The organism is Collimonas sp. GW821-FHT02H07 (genome assembly GCF_059421505.1).
This window is the reverse complement of the sequence record NZ_JBWKVC010000018.1, coordinates 83,496-99,697: the sequence shown is the minus strand read 5'-3', so window position 1 is coordinate 99,697 and position 16,202 is coordinate 83,496. Positions and strand designations below refer to the sequence as shown.

General features: G+C 60.5%; 13 protein-coding genes. 4 read left to right on the top strand and 9 right to left on the bottom strand.

The window, feature by feature from the left end; all coding sequences use genetic code 11:
• Nucleotides 1-140: 140 nt before the first annotated feature.
• The 6 genes from AC07V8_RS22840 to AC07V8_RS22815 all read right to left on the bottom strand — a co-directional run bounded on the left by AC07V8_RS22840 (nt 141) and on the right by AC07V8_RS22815 (nt 5,070).
• Nucleotides 141-1,169: a threonine aldolase family protein gene (locus AC07V8_RS22840; protein ID WP_494680348.1), complete on the bottom strand. Its 1,029-nt coding sequence runs from the start codon at nt 1,167-1,169 to the stop codon at nt 141-143.
• A 50-nt stretch (nt 1,170-1,219) separates the two neighbouring features.
• Nucleotides 1,220-2,413, bottom strand: coding sequence for an aminotransferase-like domain-containing protein (locus AC07V8_RS22835; RefSeq protein WP_494680345.1), 1,194 nt, complete (start codon nt 2,411-2,413; stop codon nt 1,220-1,222).
• A 164-nt stretch (nt 2,414-2,577) separates the two neighbouring features.
• Nucleotides 2,578-3,036, bottom strand: coding sequence for a RidA family protein (locus AC07V8_RS22830; RefSeq protein WP_038488171.1), 459 nt, complete (start codon nt 3,034-3,036; stop codon nt 2,578-2,580).
• 184 nt (nt 3,037-3,220) lie between these two features.
• Nucleotides 3,221-4,099, bottom strand: coding sequence for a DMT family transporter (locus AC07V8_RS22825; protein WP_494680344.1), 879 nt, complete (start codon nt 4,097-4,099; stop codon nt 3,221-3,223).
• 57 nt (nt 4,100-4,156) lie between these two features.
• Nucleotides 4,157-4,750, bottom strand: coding sequence for a LysE family translocator (locus AC07V8_RS22820; protein WP_494680347.1), 594 nt, complete (start codon nt 4,748-4,750; stop codon nt 4,157-4,159).
• Nucleotides 4,750-5,070, bottom strand: a complete 321-nt coding sequence (locus AC07V8_RS22815) for a DUF2917 domain-containing protein (RefSeq protein ID WP_494680343.1) — start codon at nt 5,068-5,070, stop codon at nt 4,750-4,752. The genes AC07V8_RS22820 and AC07V8_RS22815 overlap by 1 nt, the downstream gene beginning before the upstream one ends.
• Nucleotides 5,071-5,207: 137 nt before the next feature.
• On the opposite strand from AC07V8_RS22815, the gene AC07V8_RS22810 reads away from it, so the two are divergent.
• The gene (locus AC07V8_RS22810) at nt 5,208-6,695 is read left to right on the top strand and encodes an aminotransferase-like domain-containing protein (protein WP_494680342.1); all 1,488 of its coding nucleotides are present in this window, start codon (nt 5,208-5,210) and stop codon (nt 6,693-6,695) included.
• A gap of 204 nt (nt 6,696-6,899) precedes the next feature.
• Complete coding sequence (gene htpG, locus AC07V8_RS22805; protein WP_494680341.1) at nt 6,900-8,813, top strand: molecular chaperone HtpG; 1,914 nt, start codon at nt 6,900-6,902, stop codon at nt 8,811-8,813.
• 105 nt (nt 8,814-8,918) lie between these two features.
• Here htpG and AC07V8_RS22800 read toward each other — a convergent pair whose 3' ends face one another.
• A complete protein-coding gene (locus tag AC07V8_RS22800) occupies nt 8,919-11,813 on the bottom strand; it encodes a DUF2135 domain-containing protein (protein WP_494680340.1) in 2,895 nt (964 codons plus the stop codon).
• Nucleotides 11,814-12,090: 277 nt separating this feature from the next.
• Between AC07V8_RS22800 and AC07V8_RS22795 the strand changes: the two genes are divergently transcribed.
• Nucleotides 12,091-12,690 (top strand): sigma-70 family RNA polymerase sigma factor, encoded by a 600-nt coding sequence (locus tag AC07V8_RS22795; RefSeq protein WP_494680339.1) that lies wholly within the window; start codon nt 12,091-12,093, stop codon nt 12,688-12,690.
• Nucleotides 12,687-13,712 carry a hypothetical protein gene (locus tag AC07V8_RS22790; RefSeq protein WP_494680338.1) on the top strand — a complete coding sequence of 342 codons (1,026 nt, stop codon included), beginning with the start codon at nt 12,687-12,689 and terminating at the stop codon, nt 13,710-13,712. The genes AC07V8_RS22795 and AC07V8_RS22790 overlap by 4 nt, the downstream gene beginning before the upstream one ends.
• Nucleotides 13,713-13,921: 209 nt before the next feature.
• Here the strand turns inward: AC07V8_RS22790 and AC07V8_RS22785 are convergent, their stop codons facing one another.
• Together AC07V8_RS22785 and kbl are read right to left on the bottom strand one after the other, a co-directional pair.
• Entirely contained in the window at nt 13,922-14,887 is a 966-nt protein-coding gene (locus AC07V8_RS22785; protein WP_494680337.1) for an NAD-dependent epimerase/dehydratase family protein, read from the bottom strand.
• A gap of 23 nt (nt 14,888-14,910) precedes the next feature.
• On the bottom strand, nt 14,911-16,140 hold the full coding sequence (kbl, locus tag AC07V8_RS22780; RefSeq protein ID WP_494680336.1) for a glycine C-acetyltransferase: 1,230 nt from the start codon (nt 16,138-16,140) through the stop codon (nt 14,911-14,913).
• Nucleotides 16,141-16,202: the final 62 nt, after the last annotated feature.

The window sequence follows — 16,202 nt, the reverse complement described above, 5'->3', positions numbered from 1 at the left end:
CGGCATCACTCCGCCCGACCGCTTCTACATCCTGATTATCTGATGGCGATGCGGTAGGCTCAATATACGAGAGTCGAATTATTTAATTCGACTCTGACCCCATTTTATTTTTGCGTGATATCGAGATTTGGATTAGATACTCAGACGCACAAGCTGCGCAGCTCAGCGGCAAACCGCTCTACCGTCTCTTGCTGCGTATCCCAGGCGCACATCAAGCGGCAGCCGCCGGCGCCGATGAACTGGTAGAACTTCCAGCCGCGCGCGCGCATGGCCTTGGCGGCGTGATCCGGCAGCTCAGCAAAGACGGCATTCGCCTGCGGTGCAAACAGCACTTTTATTCCGGCGATATCCAGCAACCGCTGGTGCAGCAGCGCGGCCATGGCGTTGGCATGGCGCGCATTGCGCAGCCAGACATCGTTGTCGAGCAAGCCCAGCCACGGTGCGGATATGAACCGCATCTTGGAGGCCAGCTGGCCGGCCTGCTTGACGCGATAGGCGAAATCCTCGGCCAGCTTCTTGTCAAAGAACACCACCACCTCGCCCACCGGCAAGCCGTTCTTGGTGCCGCCGAAGCACAGCACGTCGACGCCGGCGCGCCAGGTGATTTCAGAGGGATGCACATCCAGCGCCGCTACGGCGTTGGCGAAACGCGCGCCGTCCATATGCAGCCGCAACTGGCGGCGCTTGGCGATCGCGGCGATGGCGCGCACTTCTTCCACCGTGTAGACGGTGCCGACCTCGGTCGATTGCGTGATGCTGACCACTTTCGGCCGCGGATAGTGGATATCGGCGCGCTTGGTCACCAGCGCCTCGATTGCATCCGGCGTCAGCTTGCCGTTTTCGCCCTTGGCTGTCAGCAGCTTCGAACCGTTGGAAAAGAACTCGGGGCCGCCGCATTCATCGGTTTCGATATGCGCCAGCTCATGGCAGATCACGGAGTGATACGACTGGCACAAGGACGCCAGCGCCAGCGAGTTGGCGGCGGTGCCGTTGAAGACGAAGAAGACGTCGCAATCGGTCTGGAACAGATCGCGCATGCGGTCGCATACGCGCTGGGTCCAGGTGTCGTCGCCATAGGAAGGCTCGTGGCCGCTGCCATTGCTCTTGAGCAGATATTCAAGCGCTTCGGGGCAGATGCCGGCCTGGTTATCGGAGGCAAAATGCTGCAAAGACGGCGGCAAGGGCGACGGCACGAGGGGTTCCATAGGCAATCGGGTTCCTAGAGTTTCGCAGCAATCAGCTTGCCCAGTTTTTCGATGCCGTCGCGAATCTTGGCTGGCGGCACGGTGACGAAGCTCAGGCGCAGGGTATGCTGTTCCGGCGTATTGCCATAGAACGGGCCGCCAGGCACGAAGGCCACGTGCTGCTCAACTGCCTCCGCCAGCAGCTTGGTGCTGTCGATATGCTTAGGCAGGGTCACCCAGATGAACATGCCGCCTTCCGGCCGGGTCCAGCTGACGCCGCTCGGGAAATAGGTTTGCAACGCATCCAGCATGGCGTCGCACTGGTCCGAATACAGCTTGCGGATGGTCGGGATATGCTGGTCGAGGAAACCGTCCTTGATGGTTTCGTACACTACCATCTGCGTCAGCTGCGACGTGTGCAGATCGGTCGCTTGCTTGGCCTGCTCCATCTTCTCGATCAGCGCGCGCGGAGCGACGACGTAACCGAGGCGTATGCCTGGCGTCAGGATCTTGGAGAAGGAACCCATGTAGATCACCCCGCCCGGATTCATGCTGAGCATTTTCGGCAGCGGCTCGGCGCGATAGCTGAGGGCGCCGTAAGGATCGTCCTCGATCAGCGGCAGGCCAAGCTGGGCGCAGATATTCACCAAGGCCTGGCGGCGCTCGACCGACAAGGTGCGGCCGGTAGGATTCTGGAAATTCGGCAAGGCGTACAGCATGCGCGCATCCTGGCCGAGGGTCGCTACGCTTTCCGGGATCAAGCCGCCGTCATCGCTAGGCAGCGAAACGAATTCCGGACCGTACAGCGAAAACGCCTGCAAGGCGCCCAGGTAGCTTGGGGTTTCAACCAGTACTTTGCTGCCTTCGTCGATCAAGACCTTGCCCAACAGGTCCAGGCCTTGCTGCGAGCCGGAGGTCATCATGACCTGGTTCGCCATGATCTTGGCACCGTCGGTCGACAGTGAATTGGCCACCCACTCGCGCAACGGACCATAGCCGTCAGTCGGCCCGTATTGCAGCGCGACCTTGCCCTGATTCGACAATACCTTGTCGAAAGCGATCTTCAGGCGCTCGACCGGGAAAGTCGCCGGCGACGGCAGGCCACCGGCGAAGGAAATGATTTCCGGACGCATGGTGATCTTGAGAATTTCGCGGATGGCAGAGCTTTGCAGCTTCTGTGCACGTTCCGAGAAACGCCATTGCAGCGGGGTTGGGTTTTCGATTTTCATACAATTCTCTTCAAGTGATCTTATTTTAAAAGGCTGCTGTCGATCGCCGCGACTTGTGAACTGTCATAGCCGGATCCGATTCGCAGCAGCCCAAGGTTTTTATGATCTGCCGTCTCCTGGGCCGGTAGCGCTAAGTGCGGTTAGCGCTACCAGAACTGCGAGGTTTATTCGATTTCAGCAATCATTTCGATTTCTACGCAGGCGCCCAACGGCAGCTGTGCCACACCGAATGCGGAACGGGCATGCTTGCCCTGCTCGCCAAACACTTCGCCGATCAGTTCGGAGGCACCGTTGGTGACCAGATGCTGCTCCGTAAAGTCAGGCGTCGAGTTCACCAGGCTCATCAGCTTGACGACCCGCTTGACGCGCAACAGATCGCCGCCGCAAGCAGCTTGCAAGGTAGCGATCAGGTCAACCGCAATGCCGCGTGCGGCTTGCTTGGCTTCTTCGGTCGTGATGTCCTTGCCGAGTTGCCCGACCCAGATCTTGCCGTCCTTCTTGGACAGATGGCCGGACAGGTAGACCGTGTTGCCGCTTTGGGCATACATCACATAGGCAGCCGCAGGCGCAGCGACCGCAGGCAAAGTGATATTCAGGGCTTGCAACTTTTCATATACAGACATCAGATACTCCGAAAAATATAATCATTTGCCAACGCTTGTGACGCCAGCAGCAATGACAGGGTAAATGGGATAACGCCGGGCCATGGCCATTCTTCCAAGCCCGGGAAGCCAACAATTATCTCACCCCAGCGCCGAGTTGGCGACCAGTGCGCGTTATATTTTGCCATCCTGTTTTTGCGGAATATCAGGCCGGCTGACGCCGTACCGCCGTTTTGCGGCCAAAGCCGACGACCACCAGCACCGCCAGGGCAAACAGCATGTTGCTGGCTACCAGCGCCTCGCCCAGCAGCAGCGCCGCTCCCAGCAGGGTCATGAACGGCTGCAACAGTTGCACCTGCCCAACACGAGCGATGCCCCCCAGGGCCAGCCCCTTGTACCAGAAGAAGAAGCCGATAAACATGGAGAACAGCGAGACGTAGGCAAAGCCGAGCCAGGCCTTGGGCGAGGCGTTGACGCCGTAGCGCCAGCCCAGCCAGACGGTGATCGGCAGCAAGACAGGCAACGACAACAGCAAGGCCCAGGCGATCACCTGCTGGCCGCCCATGGTTTGCGACAGGCGCCCGCCTTCGGCATAACCCATGGCGGCAGCCACTACAGCCGCCAGCAGCGCCAGGTCGGCCAACTGCAGGCCGCCGCCACCTTGACTGAGTGCAAATACAATAACAAGGCCGCTACCCGCCAAGGCTGCGATCCAGAAACCGGCCGATGGCCGCTCGCCAAAGCGCAGCGCGCCGAACATGGCGGTCGCCAGAGGCAAGATGCCGAGCACGATGGCGCCGTGCGAAGCCGGCACGTAGCGCATCGCCACCGAAGAGAACAAGGGAAAGCCGACCACCACGCCCAGCGCCGTCAGCGCCAGCGCTTTCCATTGCGCGCCGCGCGGTCGGGCGGCCTTCAGCTTCCACAGCAGCGGTATCGAACATAAGGCCGCCACCACCGCGCGGCCGAAGGCGACCAGCACCGGATTGAGCTCCGCCACCGCCATCCGCGTGAACGGCAAGGTCAGGCTGAATATCGCCACCCCAGCCAGCCCCAGCCACATGCCCTTCGATTCATCTGTCATGTCGCCAGTCTTCCATTATTGATTGATTGATTGAATTGAATCGGAGCAGTCCCGCCCTCACAGCCAGATCGAGACCGCTGAATAGACGGTCAACAGCACCATTACCGCGCAAAACACGCGCTGCCACAGCGGCTGCGCCAGATACCGCCGCAGCCCCGAACCGGCAGCGGCCCAGACGCTGACGCATGGCAGGTTGATCACCGAGAAAATCAGGCAGTACAGGCCAATCGACAGCCAGATCGGCTGCAGCGGCGGCAGGAACGCCGAGGCGCTGGTGATGGCCATGATCCAGGCCTTGGGATTGGCGGCCTGAAAGATCGCCGCGCCAAAGAAAGTCATCGGCTTATGACCGCTCTCCAGCTCGGACGTGAAGGACATCTTGCGCAGCTTCCAGGCCAGGTACAGCAGATAGGCCGAGCCCAGGGTTTTGAGAATCACATGGATGGACGGCAAGGCCAGCACCAGGCTGCCGATGCCGGCTGCGCACAGCACCAGCATCACGCCAAAACCGAAGGTGACGCCCAGCATGTGCGGAATCGTGCGGTTGAAGCCGAACATGATGCCGGACGAGGTCAGCATGATGTTGTTGGGCCCCGGCGTGATCGACGACACGAAGGCGAACACGGCGAGCGGCAGCAAGGAAGCCAGCATCACGACACGCTGGTGGCTGGATGGAAGCCAGGGCCGCGCAAACGCGCCAGCAGCGCCCGCAGGATGCCCGGCGTACCGCGTTGCGGCAAGCCGCTCAGGCTGATGCGGCTGCTGCCGGGATCGGCTTCAACCACCACTACCCGTCCCGGCAGCAAGATCAGCGAGCGGCCGGCGTGCAGCCAGTGGTCTTCCGGCTGCCCTTCGAAAGTCACCCAGACGCGGCCGCTGACCACCTTCAGGATCACGTGCTGTTCGGTCACGCCGGACAGCACGCTGCCGCCCGACAAGGTATGAGACTGTTGTTTGAATAGCGTTTGCATGGCGCACTCTCTTCCGGATTTGCAGCATTAAGGATTTAGGTCTATGCTAAGCCAATAAACCAATACAGTACCAGTACAGTTAAACAAGTAGTTTCTGACATTGTCCCGGCTGAATTACCAATACAGTAACCATCACAGTGACCAACACAGTCCCGCCCCGCAAGCTGAGCAACAGCCAGCTGCCCCAGCTACCATCTGCCCCGCAACTGCTGTCGCGCGACAGCGATACTTCATTGGTCGAACAGATCGTGCGCAGCATCGAAAGCCGCATCAGCGACCGTCTGTTGCGCAGCGGCGCCCGCATGCCGTCGATCCGCCAGTTCGCCGACAGCCACAGCGTGTCGCGCTTCACGGTGGTGGAAGCCTACGACCGGCTGGTGGCCAAGGGCTGCCTGGAATCGCGCCGCGGTTCCGGCTTTTACGTGCGCGAACGCTCGCCGCTGCTGGCCGAGCGCGGCGGCAATGCCGCCAGCGGCACAGGAAACCATCAGCAGCCGCAACTGATCGACGTGGTCTGGCTGGTGCGCAATATGCATCAGCAGGCGCCGAACAAGAAAATGCCCGGCTCCGGCATGTTTCCCAGCGAATGGCTGGATGCCGACCTGATCGCCAACGCCCTGCGCAGCATCAGCCGGCAGAATCCGGCGCAATTGCTTTCCTACGGGATTCCGCAAGGCTTCCTGCCGCTGCGCCAGCAACTGCAGCTGAAAATGGCCGAACTGGAAATCGCTGCCACGCCGGAACAGTTCGTCACCACCACCGGCGTCACCCAGGCGCTGGACCTGGTGGCGCGCCACTTTACCCAGCCCGGCGACGTCATCCTGGTCGACGACCCTTCCTGGTTCCTGATGTTCGCCTCCTTTGCGGCGCTGGGCGCCAAGGTGGTCGGCGTGCCGCGCCTCGCCGACGGCCCCGACATGGCCAAGCTGGCGGAACTGGTGGCGCTGCACAAGCCCAAGCTGTATGTGCTGGTGTCGGTGCTGCACAATCCGACCTCGACCTCGCTGTCGGCAGCCAAGGCGTTCCAGATCCTCAAGCTGGCCGAAGAACACGACTTCATGATTGTCGAGGACGACATCTATTGCGACATGCATCCGGGCTCGGCGATCCAGCCGGCGACCCGCATTGCCTCGCTCGACCAGCTCAACCGCGTGATCTACATGGGCGGATTTTCGAAGACGCTGTCGCCCAACCTGCGCTCCGGCTTCATCGCCACCTCGGCCGAACTGGCCCAGCATTTTGCCGACCGCAAGATGCTGACCAACCTGACCAGCGCCGAAGTGGGCGAACGGGTGGTCTATAAAATCCTGTCCGAAGGCCACTACCGCAAGCATCTCGACCGCCTGCGCAGCAAGCTCGACAGCGTGCGCGACCGCACCATACGGCAGATGGAAAGAATAGGCATGACGGTCGACATCAGCACCCCGGCCGGCATCTTTGTCTGGGCCGATACCGGCCACGACACCAATGTGATGGCGGAAAAGGCCTTGGCCGAAGGCTTCCTGCTGGCGCCCGGCGCCCTGTTCTCGCCCAGCCAGCTGCCCTCCTCGCGCATGCGGATCAACGTGGCGGCGATGTCGGACCCGGCCATCTGGCGCTTCCTGGAACAGGAATGTGGCAAATGAGCGTGACAAATAAGTGTGACAAATAAGCAAGTCAAGTAACCCCCACGCAATCCGCTCTTGTAAAATCCGGATTGCTCCCCATTTTTTGACCAATACACAGGACTAAACCCAGGACCAAAGCAGCGCCATGCTGGCCGCTTTGCCGTTCTTATCGTTTTTACATCACTTTTTCTACGCTTATTTAATTTACACATAGAGGAAACAATGGCCGTATCCGAAAAGCAAACCCTTGGTTTTCAGGCAGAAGTAAAGCAGCTGCTGCAATTGATGATCCACTCGCTGTACTCCAACAAGGAAATTTTCCTGCGCGAGCTGGTGTCCAATGCATCCGATGCCGCCGACAAGCTGCGCTTTGAAGCGATCAACAACGGCGCCCTGTTCGAGAACGATCCTGAGCTGAAGATCAAGGTCGCCTTCGACAAGGCTGCGCGCACCATCACGATCTCGGACAACGGCATCGGCATGAGCCGCGATGAAGCCATCTCGCACCTGGGCACCATCGCCAAGTCCGGCACCAAGGAATTCTTCTCGAAGCTGTCCGGCGACCAGCAAAAGGATGCGGCGCTGATCGGCCAGTTCGGCGTCGGCTTCTACTCGGCCTTCATCATCGCCGACAAGATCACGGTCGACACCCGCCGCGCAGGCGCCAGCGCCACCGAAGGCGTGCGCTGGGAATCCGCCGGCGCCGGCGATTTCAGCATCGAAGCCATCGACAAGGCTTCGCGCGGCACCGACATCACCCTGCATCTGCGCGAAGGCGAAGACGAATACCTGTCGGCCTGGAAGCTGAAATCCATCATCCGCAAATACTCCGACCATATCTCGCTGCCGATCGTGATGCAGAAAGAAGAATGGGACGAAGAAAAGAAAGAAACCGTCGTCAAGGACGAGTTCGAGACCGTCAACCAGGCCAGCGCACTGTGGGCCCGCAGCAAGTCCGATATCACGGAAGAACAGTACGTCGAGTTCTACAAGCACGTCTCTCACGATTTCGAAGCGCCGCTGACCTACACCCACAACAGGGTCGAAGGCCGCAGCGAATACACCCAGCTGCTGTATGTGCCAAGCCGCGCCCCGTTCGACCTGTGGGACCGCAACAAGCGCGGCGGCATCAAGCTGTACGTCAAGCGCGTCTTCATCATGGACGACGCCGAGCAGCTGATGCCGGTGTACCTCCGTTTCGTCAAGGGCGTGATCGATTCCAGCGATCTGCCATTGAACGTGTCGCGTGAAATCCTCCAGGAATCGCGCGATGTGCGCGTGATCCGCGAAGGCTCGACCAAGCGCGTGCTGGGCTTGCTGGAAGAACTGGCCAACAGCGACGAGCAAACGCAAAAAGACAAGTACGCCAGCTTCTGGAAGGAATTCGGCCAGGTCTTGAAAGAAGGCATAGGCGAAGACGCCACCAACAAGGACCGCATCGCCAAGCTGCTGCGCTTTGCCTCCACCAGCAACGACGGCGATGCGCAGACCGTGTCCTTCGCCGACTACATCGGCCGCATGAAAGAAGGCCAGGACAAGATCTATTACGCCACCGGTGAAACCTTTGCCGCCGCCAAGAACAGTCCGCACCTGGAAATTTTCCGCAAGAAAGGCGTGGAAGTCCTGTTGCTGACCGACCGTGTCGACGAATGGATGCTGTCCTTCCTGCAGGATTTCGAAGGCAAGGAACTGGCATCGGTCGCCAAGGGCGGCCTCGATCTCGGCACCCTGGAAGACGAAGCCGAGAAGAAGCAGCACGAAGAAACCGAAACCCAGTTCAAGGACCTGGTCGAAAAGATGAAAACCGCCCTGGCCGACAAAGCCAAGGACGTACGCGTCACCTTCCGCCTAACCGATTCGCCGGCTTGCCTGGTGGCCGATGAAAATGAACTGTCGGGCAATCTGCTGCGCATGCTCAAGGCTGCCGGCCAGGAAGCGCCTGACTCCAAGCCTATCCTGGAGATCAACCCGGACCATCCGCTGGTGCAGCGCCTGAAATACGAAGAAGCCAAGTTCGGCGACTGGTCGCACATCCTGTTCGACCAGGCCTTGCTGGCTGAAGGCGGCGCCCTGGCGGACCCGGCCGGTTTCGTCAAGCGCTTGAATGAAATGCTCTTGGGCATGACCGGCAAGTAATACCTGGACCAGGCCGGTTTGCCGCCCGCGCCGCCGGGCAATCGATAAAAAGGGCTGCAAGACAGATTGTCTTGCAGCCCTTTTCTTTGCGTCCGGCGGCCTGTCCTACGGCGTCACGTCGAATTCGCCGACGAAGACCGTATCCTGCCTGTCCTTCAGGCGCAGCGTCACCATCTGCTCCTTCTGCTGGGAAGTGCCGAAAGCGGTCGTCAGCTTGACCTGCAAGGTGGTGTCGCCGGCAATCAGCTGCTGGCTGTTGCCGTAGTAATTGGCTTCGATCTTGTACTTGCCCGGCTTGGCCTTGCGCAGCGAAAATTCCTCCGGACCGTATCCCTGCGTGAAATCGCGCGACATGCGCCCTCCCTGGTGTGTCAGCGAATAGCCGTAGAAGCATTTCTCGCCATTCGGATCGGTCACCCACAGATCCATATCGGAATTATCCGCATCCCAGGTCATCACAACGCGCAAATCGAGCGGCATGTTTTTCAAAAAGCGCGGATCGATCCGGCTGGTGTCGAGCGGAACGCCGGCGGTCGCCACGATCTGGTTCAGTTCCGCCAGGACGATCGTTTCGATTTCTGGAAAGCGTGCATCCCATGGCCGCAGCACTACTTCGTACAACTGATCGATGGCTTGCTGGTACTGCTTGCTGGCGGCATAAGCCAGGCCGAGATCGCGGAACGACTGCGGCTCTTCCTCGGCCAGCTGTTTTACCTTTTCAAAGACAGGGATGGCCAGCGCCGGGGCGCCGGCCTGCAGCAGGCGGTAGCCCAGTATGCGCAATACGGCGCGGTTTTCCAAGTCCATCTCGGCCAGGTTGGACAAGACACGCAGGGCCAGGTCGCGCTGCCCTTTCTCCAGCAGGATATCGGCGGCATCGAGGAAGAAGGCGCTGCTGTTTGCGTAGCCCGGTTTTTCGTCAAGATAGATGGCATAGGCGGTGTCCGCCGTTGCGGCCTTGAGACGGTCGATATAGGGCGCATTGGCGCTCCATTTCTGCAGCGCTACGCTGATTTCCGGCGTTGCGGGCGCGGCATCGTTTGTTGCCGCGGATTTTGCCGAGTAATTTGCACTTCCCTCGGAGAAGCGCTGGCGGCTGGCAACCGGGGCCGAGGCTGGAGAGGGCGTCGGCGGTGGTTCCGCTGCGGCGGGAGGCGCTATTACCGGCGCTGCCGGAGCTGCCGCTACCGAAACAGGAGCAGGCGCCGCCAATTCCTGGGCAGACATGACCGGCGGCTGAATGATCGCACGCACCCGGCCGGCGCTGCTAATGGCGTCAGGCGTGGCTTTTTTAGGCTTCGGCACGTCGCCTTTAGAGAAATCCTTCTCCCACCAGGCAATCTTGCCCTGAAACTGCTGCAATACATTTTCCATATGCCGGCTACGCGTCTGCCTGAGATCGCCGTCACGCAGTTTCTTCAATTGGTTGAATGCCGCCTGATATTCTTGCGGCGGGGCGACGTCATAGCGTACGTAATCGTCCAGGCGCTCAAGCACGATCAGCGAGGTCTCGCGGGTCGCCAGGCCGAACTGCTGTCCGATGCGGCGGATCTCGGCGCGGTGCAGGTCGCGGTTCGCTTCCAGTTCATGCAAGCGATAGCCGGCCCACAGATAGGCCGCCAGCGGATGCCCGGGCGCCGCTGCCGAAACCGGAATCGTCGTTGTTGCCAGCCGGCCGTTTTGCCGCGTGGTGAGCGTGAGCTGGGCGTCCGGGCCGCGCAAGCGCCCGGCAATGCGGAGAATGCCGTTTTTGGCGTCATGCGATTCGATCTGCAGATCGCTGGCGCCCGCCGCGGTCAATGCTTCTACATGGGTCGCTTCGGTCAGCAAGGCTTGCGTCGCTGCCGCCACCGATTGCGCTGAAACCTGTATCAAGCGGCCGCCGGTGTTTTCTGCCCAGGCGGAGAGCAGGCCGGCATCCGCCGCCAGCGCCGAGTTCAAGGCGTACAGGCGCTGAGCCGGCGCCAGCCTGGGGAAAGCCGCATTGCCGTAATTGCTCAGGCCGTCGCTCACCAGCAGGTATTCGCCGACGCCGGCCTCCGGCTGCCAGTCGCCCAGCGCGCTGGCGCCGTCATAGGCGGTGTTTTGCAAGGCCTGGCGCAAGGCGCTCCAGTTGCCGTTAGCGACGTGGAATGACTGTCCCGGTTCAGGTCTGTCGCGCAAGCGGGTCAAACGTACTTCTGCATTGCCGGCCGCCTTGAAATAGCGATCGAGAACGGCAAACTCAGCGTCATGGTCGCGTCCGGCTCCGGAACCAGAACTATCCCACAGCAAACCGATCACCTTAGGCAAGTTACGCGCGGTACGTGTCTCAGTCACCGGAATTTCAGTGACAAACCATGTGCCGTCATCGCGCACCTGGGTGTAAGTCTGCGGCTTCTCATTGGCAGGTATCAGCAGACTGAGCATGCCGGCTGCGGCGAATCCGCTTTTATTTACATGCATCTGGTACTGTTCGCCAGTCCGCACCATGCCGACGGCGCCCAGCGTGCCGCTGAGCTGCGGCATGGCTGCGGCGCCGTGCACGTTCAGCGCCAGATCGAAGTCGCGCATGCGGTCGCCGTAAGCCAGCGGCAAACGGTACAGCCAGTTCCTGCCCTGGCGCGCCAGCGGCTCCACATATTTGATTTCCACGGTGCGCGTGCCGTTGGCCGGAATCGGGTAGATCCTCAGCTTGAAATTGTTGCCCTGGGTGGCTTCCAGCAGGCCGGGATCGACGCGGCGCCGCTCGATTGCTTCGAATATCTGGCGTCCCTTGGCTTTTTCGACCGGCACGGCGGGCCGCTGCCGCCCTTCTATATCCAGCGAGAATGCGATGATCTGCTGGCCGTCCAGCAAAGGAAATTGCAACTGTCCCTCAAGCAAGCGCCGGTTGGGATTGAAGAACACCATCTGCACCGTAGTCTGCGCCATGCCGCCGCTGATCTCGCCGCTGACGCGCAGGCTTTGCAGCACGATCGGTTCTTCGGCGCCGTTGGCGACAATCAATCTCGGCGGCATCACCGTCCTTGCCTCTGCTGCGGGAAGCAACAGGAGCAGCGCGCAAAGTGCGCCAAACAAGCCTCGTAACATATTATTCTCCGTTTATGCCGATACGCTGGCTTGTGATATGAAACGGAGCGGCTTCGGATACGGGGTTAAATTTGCAAAAAAGATTTCTGATCCAGCATGGAACGGCTGACAGGCAAGCATTCATCGGCTTATTGCTTTCTTGCACGGCAGGCGTCACAATCGCCGCTACCGCCCTGCCGGGCAAAGAAGCAGCCGCCAATCCGCCATGCCCGCTGAACCCTCCGACGAATCGCTGATGCTCAATTACCGTGACGGCGATCTTGGCGCGTTCAGGGAGCTGTACCGGCGCCATAGCCAAGGCTTATACAGGTTCATCGCCTGGCGCTCGCCGCGCCGCGACTGGGTCGATGAGATCGCGCAAGACAGCTGGGCAGGCCTGCATCATGCACGCGCCCGCTATCAGCCGGAATCGCTGTTCCGGACCTATCTGTTCCAGATTGCGCGCAATCGCCTGATTGATCTGCTGCGCCAGCAGCAGACTTTGCTGGCCAGCGAGACGGGCCAGGGAGATGAGGAGCAGGCGGCGTTCGACTACCTGGCCGAAACAGCGCAGGAAACGCTGTCGCCCGAAGCCGCGCTGGAAAACCGCCAGCGCATCGCCAGGCTGCACGCGGCGATACGGTTGCTGCCCGGGGAACAGAAAGAGGCTTTGATTTTGCAGCAATTTAACGGAATGAGTCTTGCAGAGATCGCCCTGATCGTCGCTGTGCCGGAAGAAACCATCAAGAGCCGGCTGCGCTATGCCATGCGCAAATTGCGGCAGCACCTGACACAAGACCTGGATTCCAGCGAGGAGGCGGCATGACTTCCGAAGACAGCAATCACCTGGACGACGCTGAATTTGAGGCCTTCCTGCAAGGCGAAGGCGAACTGGCGCGCCAGTTGCAGGGACTGCCGCAGCCATCGCCTTCGGCTGCGCTGGACGCCGCCATCCTGGCGCAGGCCGAGGCCTTGGCCAAAGCCGAGGCGCCTGTGCAGCAGGCCGCCAACGATGCCTTATCAGGCAAAATCGCAAAGCCCGGCAAACCACGTTTCTTGATGCGCTGGTCGACCCAGCTGGCCATGGCTGCCAGCATGGTGCTGGCGGTTCTTGTGACGCTGCGCTGGCAGACAGAACCGGCAGTGCAAACGTACGATGCCGCGCCCCAGGCTGAGCCGGCAGCGCAGCCTGGGGCGCCAATTGCGGCGCCGCCACCAGCAGCAGTTGAAATGGAACCGCAGGCAAAGCAGGAATTGCCGCAGCCAAAAGCCGCCGCTCACAAGGCGCCGCCTGTGAAAAAAAACACGCCTGAAGCGAAATCGCCGGCGCCGATGAATATGCAGGATATGCAAGCTGCATCTGCTCCGGCGTCTACACCTGCGCCGCCTCCCGCTCCAGCAAGACAAAACTATGCAGGTTCGCCATCGCAGCCGGCAAGCCCGGAAAACGCCGCGTCGAGAGTGCGGGCAATCATCATGCCGCCCGCCCCGGTCGCCGCGGCTCCTGCGCCGATAGTTCCGGCTCCCGAGTCAAACTATTCGCCTCCCCCGGCACCGGCAGTTGCCGCTCCCGCACCGACGTACTCGCCCGCTCCTGCTCCGGCGCTTGCTTCCGGCGCCGCCGCAAGGGCGTTACCAGCGCAATCGGAATTGGCGCCCGTCGTCGCACCGCCGGGAAAAGCGGAATCGACGCCAAGAGCAGAAGCATGGCTGTCAGCGATCGATGAGATGCTGAAGGCCGGCCTGCGCCAGGATGCATTGGAAGAGTGGGAGAAATTCAAGCGCGCCTATCCGGACTATCCGGTACCGGAAAAATTGAGCGCGCAGATCAGGCTGCTGAAAAAATAGAAAAAGGGGCAGGCTATACCGATCCCGTCCGCCGAGTTTGCGGGAAAATTAATTGGGTTCTGATAAAAAAGGCTGGAAGACAATTTGTCTCCAGCCTTTTCGCTGACTTGCGCCGTTTTACTTGTCGCCCATGTCCGGCGGAAGCAGCTGTACTCCAGCGCCTCCTGAAAATGCTTATCTACACAATGGAAACGAAAGCGGCCGCAAACTCAGGCAACCTGCTTTTCCTGGCTCACCGATTTGCGCCCGACGAGATGCTTCAACATGTCGTCAACCATCTCGCTCAGGCTATACGCAGGACGCCACGCCCAGTCTTGACGCGCACTGGAATCGTCGATCGAGCGCGGCCAGGCATCGGCGATCGCCTGGCGGAAATCCGGCTTGTAAGCTGCCTGGAAAGATGGGCAGCGCTGCTGGATGATGGCCACCAGCTCGCGCGGAGAAAAACTCCATGCGGCCAGGTTGTATGAACCGGCTGTCTTGAGATTTTCTTTCGGCGCACTCATCAACTCGATGGTGGCGCGCACGGCGTCAGGCATGTACATCATCGGCAATGTGCTTTCTTCACCCAGGAAACTGGTGAAAGCGCAGCCGTCAGCTGCCGCGAACAATGCCTGGATGGCGTAATCGGTCGTGCCGCCGCCGGGTTCCGCCGAGTAGCTGATCAAACCCGGGTAACGCAGGCTGCGGATATCCATGCCGTATTTCTCCGCGTACCAGGTGCACCAGTGTTCGCCTGCCAGCTTCGAGATGCCGTAGACAGTCTTCGGATCCATAGGACCGATTTGCGGCGCATTGTCGCGCGGGGTCGAAGGGCCGAATGCGGCAATCGAGCTAGGCCAGAACACCTTGGACAGCTTGGCCTGGCGCGCCACTTCCAGCACGTTCAGCAAGCCCGTCATGTTGAGGTTCCAGGCCCACTCGGGGTGCTCTTCGCCTTTTGCCGAGAGCGCTGCCGCCAGGTGGTAGATTTCACCGATGTCGTGCCGGTTGACCACCTCGGCCAGGCGCTTTGCATCGGTGACGTCCAGTGTTTCATACGCCAGCTCCGGATGCTTGCCGGCTGGCTGGATATCGCTTGTGACCACCTGCCTGGCACCGTGCAGTTTGACGAGCGCCGTCGCCAGTTCGGTGCCGATCTGTCCGTTTGCGCCGATTACCAATATTTTTTTCATCTTAGTCTCTTTACCGTTCTTCTTTAGTTCTTCACCAGGCCGAGCTCTTCGCCGGCTTGCCGGAAAATGACCACTGCGCGCTGCAAGGTTGCTTCATCATGGACGGCGGACATCTGTACCCGGATCCGCGCCTGGCCTTGCGGCACCACGGGATAGAAGAAGCCGACCGCATATACGCCCAGCTCATACAGGCGGCGCGACAATTTTTGCGCGACCACGGCGTCGTACACCATCAGCGGCACGATCGGATGGGTGCCCGGCTTGATTTCAAAGCCGGCGTCAGTGATCGCCTTGCGGAAGTAGACAGTGTTGCGCTCCAGGCGGTCGCGCAGTTCGGTCGATGCTTCCAGCAGATCGAGCGCGGCGATCGAGGCGCCGACAATCGCCGGCATCAAGGTATTGGAGAACAGGTAAGGCCGCGAGCGTTGCCGCAACAGGTCGATCACCTCGCGCCGCCCAGCCGTAAAGCCGCCGCTGGCGCCGCCCAGGGCTTTGCCCAGCGTGCCGGTGATGACGTCGACCTTGCCGAAGATGCCGCGCGCTTCATGCGTGCCGCGTCCTTTTGCGCCCATGAAGCCGGTAGCGTGGCAATCGTCGACGCCCAGCAGCGCGCCGTACTTGTCGCACAACTGACGGATGACATCCAGCTGCGCCACCGTGCCGTCCATCGAAAACACGCCATCGGTAAACACCATGGAAAAACGGGCGTTGTCGGCCTTGGCCTGCTTCAGGCAGCGCTCCAGGTCTTCCATGTCGTTATGCGCATAGCGATAGCGTTTCGCCTTGCACAAGCGCACGCCGTCGATGATCGAGGCATGGTTGAGGGCGTCGCTGATGATCGCGTCCTGCTCGCCCAGCAAAGGTTCGAACAAACCGCCGTTGGCATCGAAGGCAGCCGCATACAGGATGCAGTCCTCGGTGCCGAGGAAGGCTGACAGGCGCTGCTCCAGCTGGCGGTGGATATCCTGCGTGCCGCAGATGAAGCGCACCGAGCTCAGGCCGAAACCGTGCGAATCGAGGGCATCATGCGCGGCCTTGATCAAGGCCGGATGGGAAGACAATCCCAGGTAGTTGTTGGCGCACAAATTGATCAGTTCGCCGCTTTCGGTGCTGATCCTGCCGCCCTGCGGGCCAAGGATCAGGCGCTCCGACTTCAGCAGGCCGGCAGCTTCGATTGCGCTCAGTTCGTCGCGCAGGTGGCTATAGAACTGCGGAGCGCCATGGTGTTGGGTATTCTCTTGCGTCACGGTCATTGCGAGCCTCGATCTTATATAATATATTGTTTTAATTCGATATATCGAACACAAATTCCACG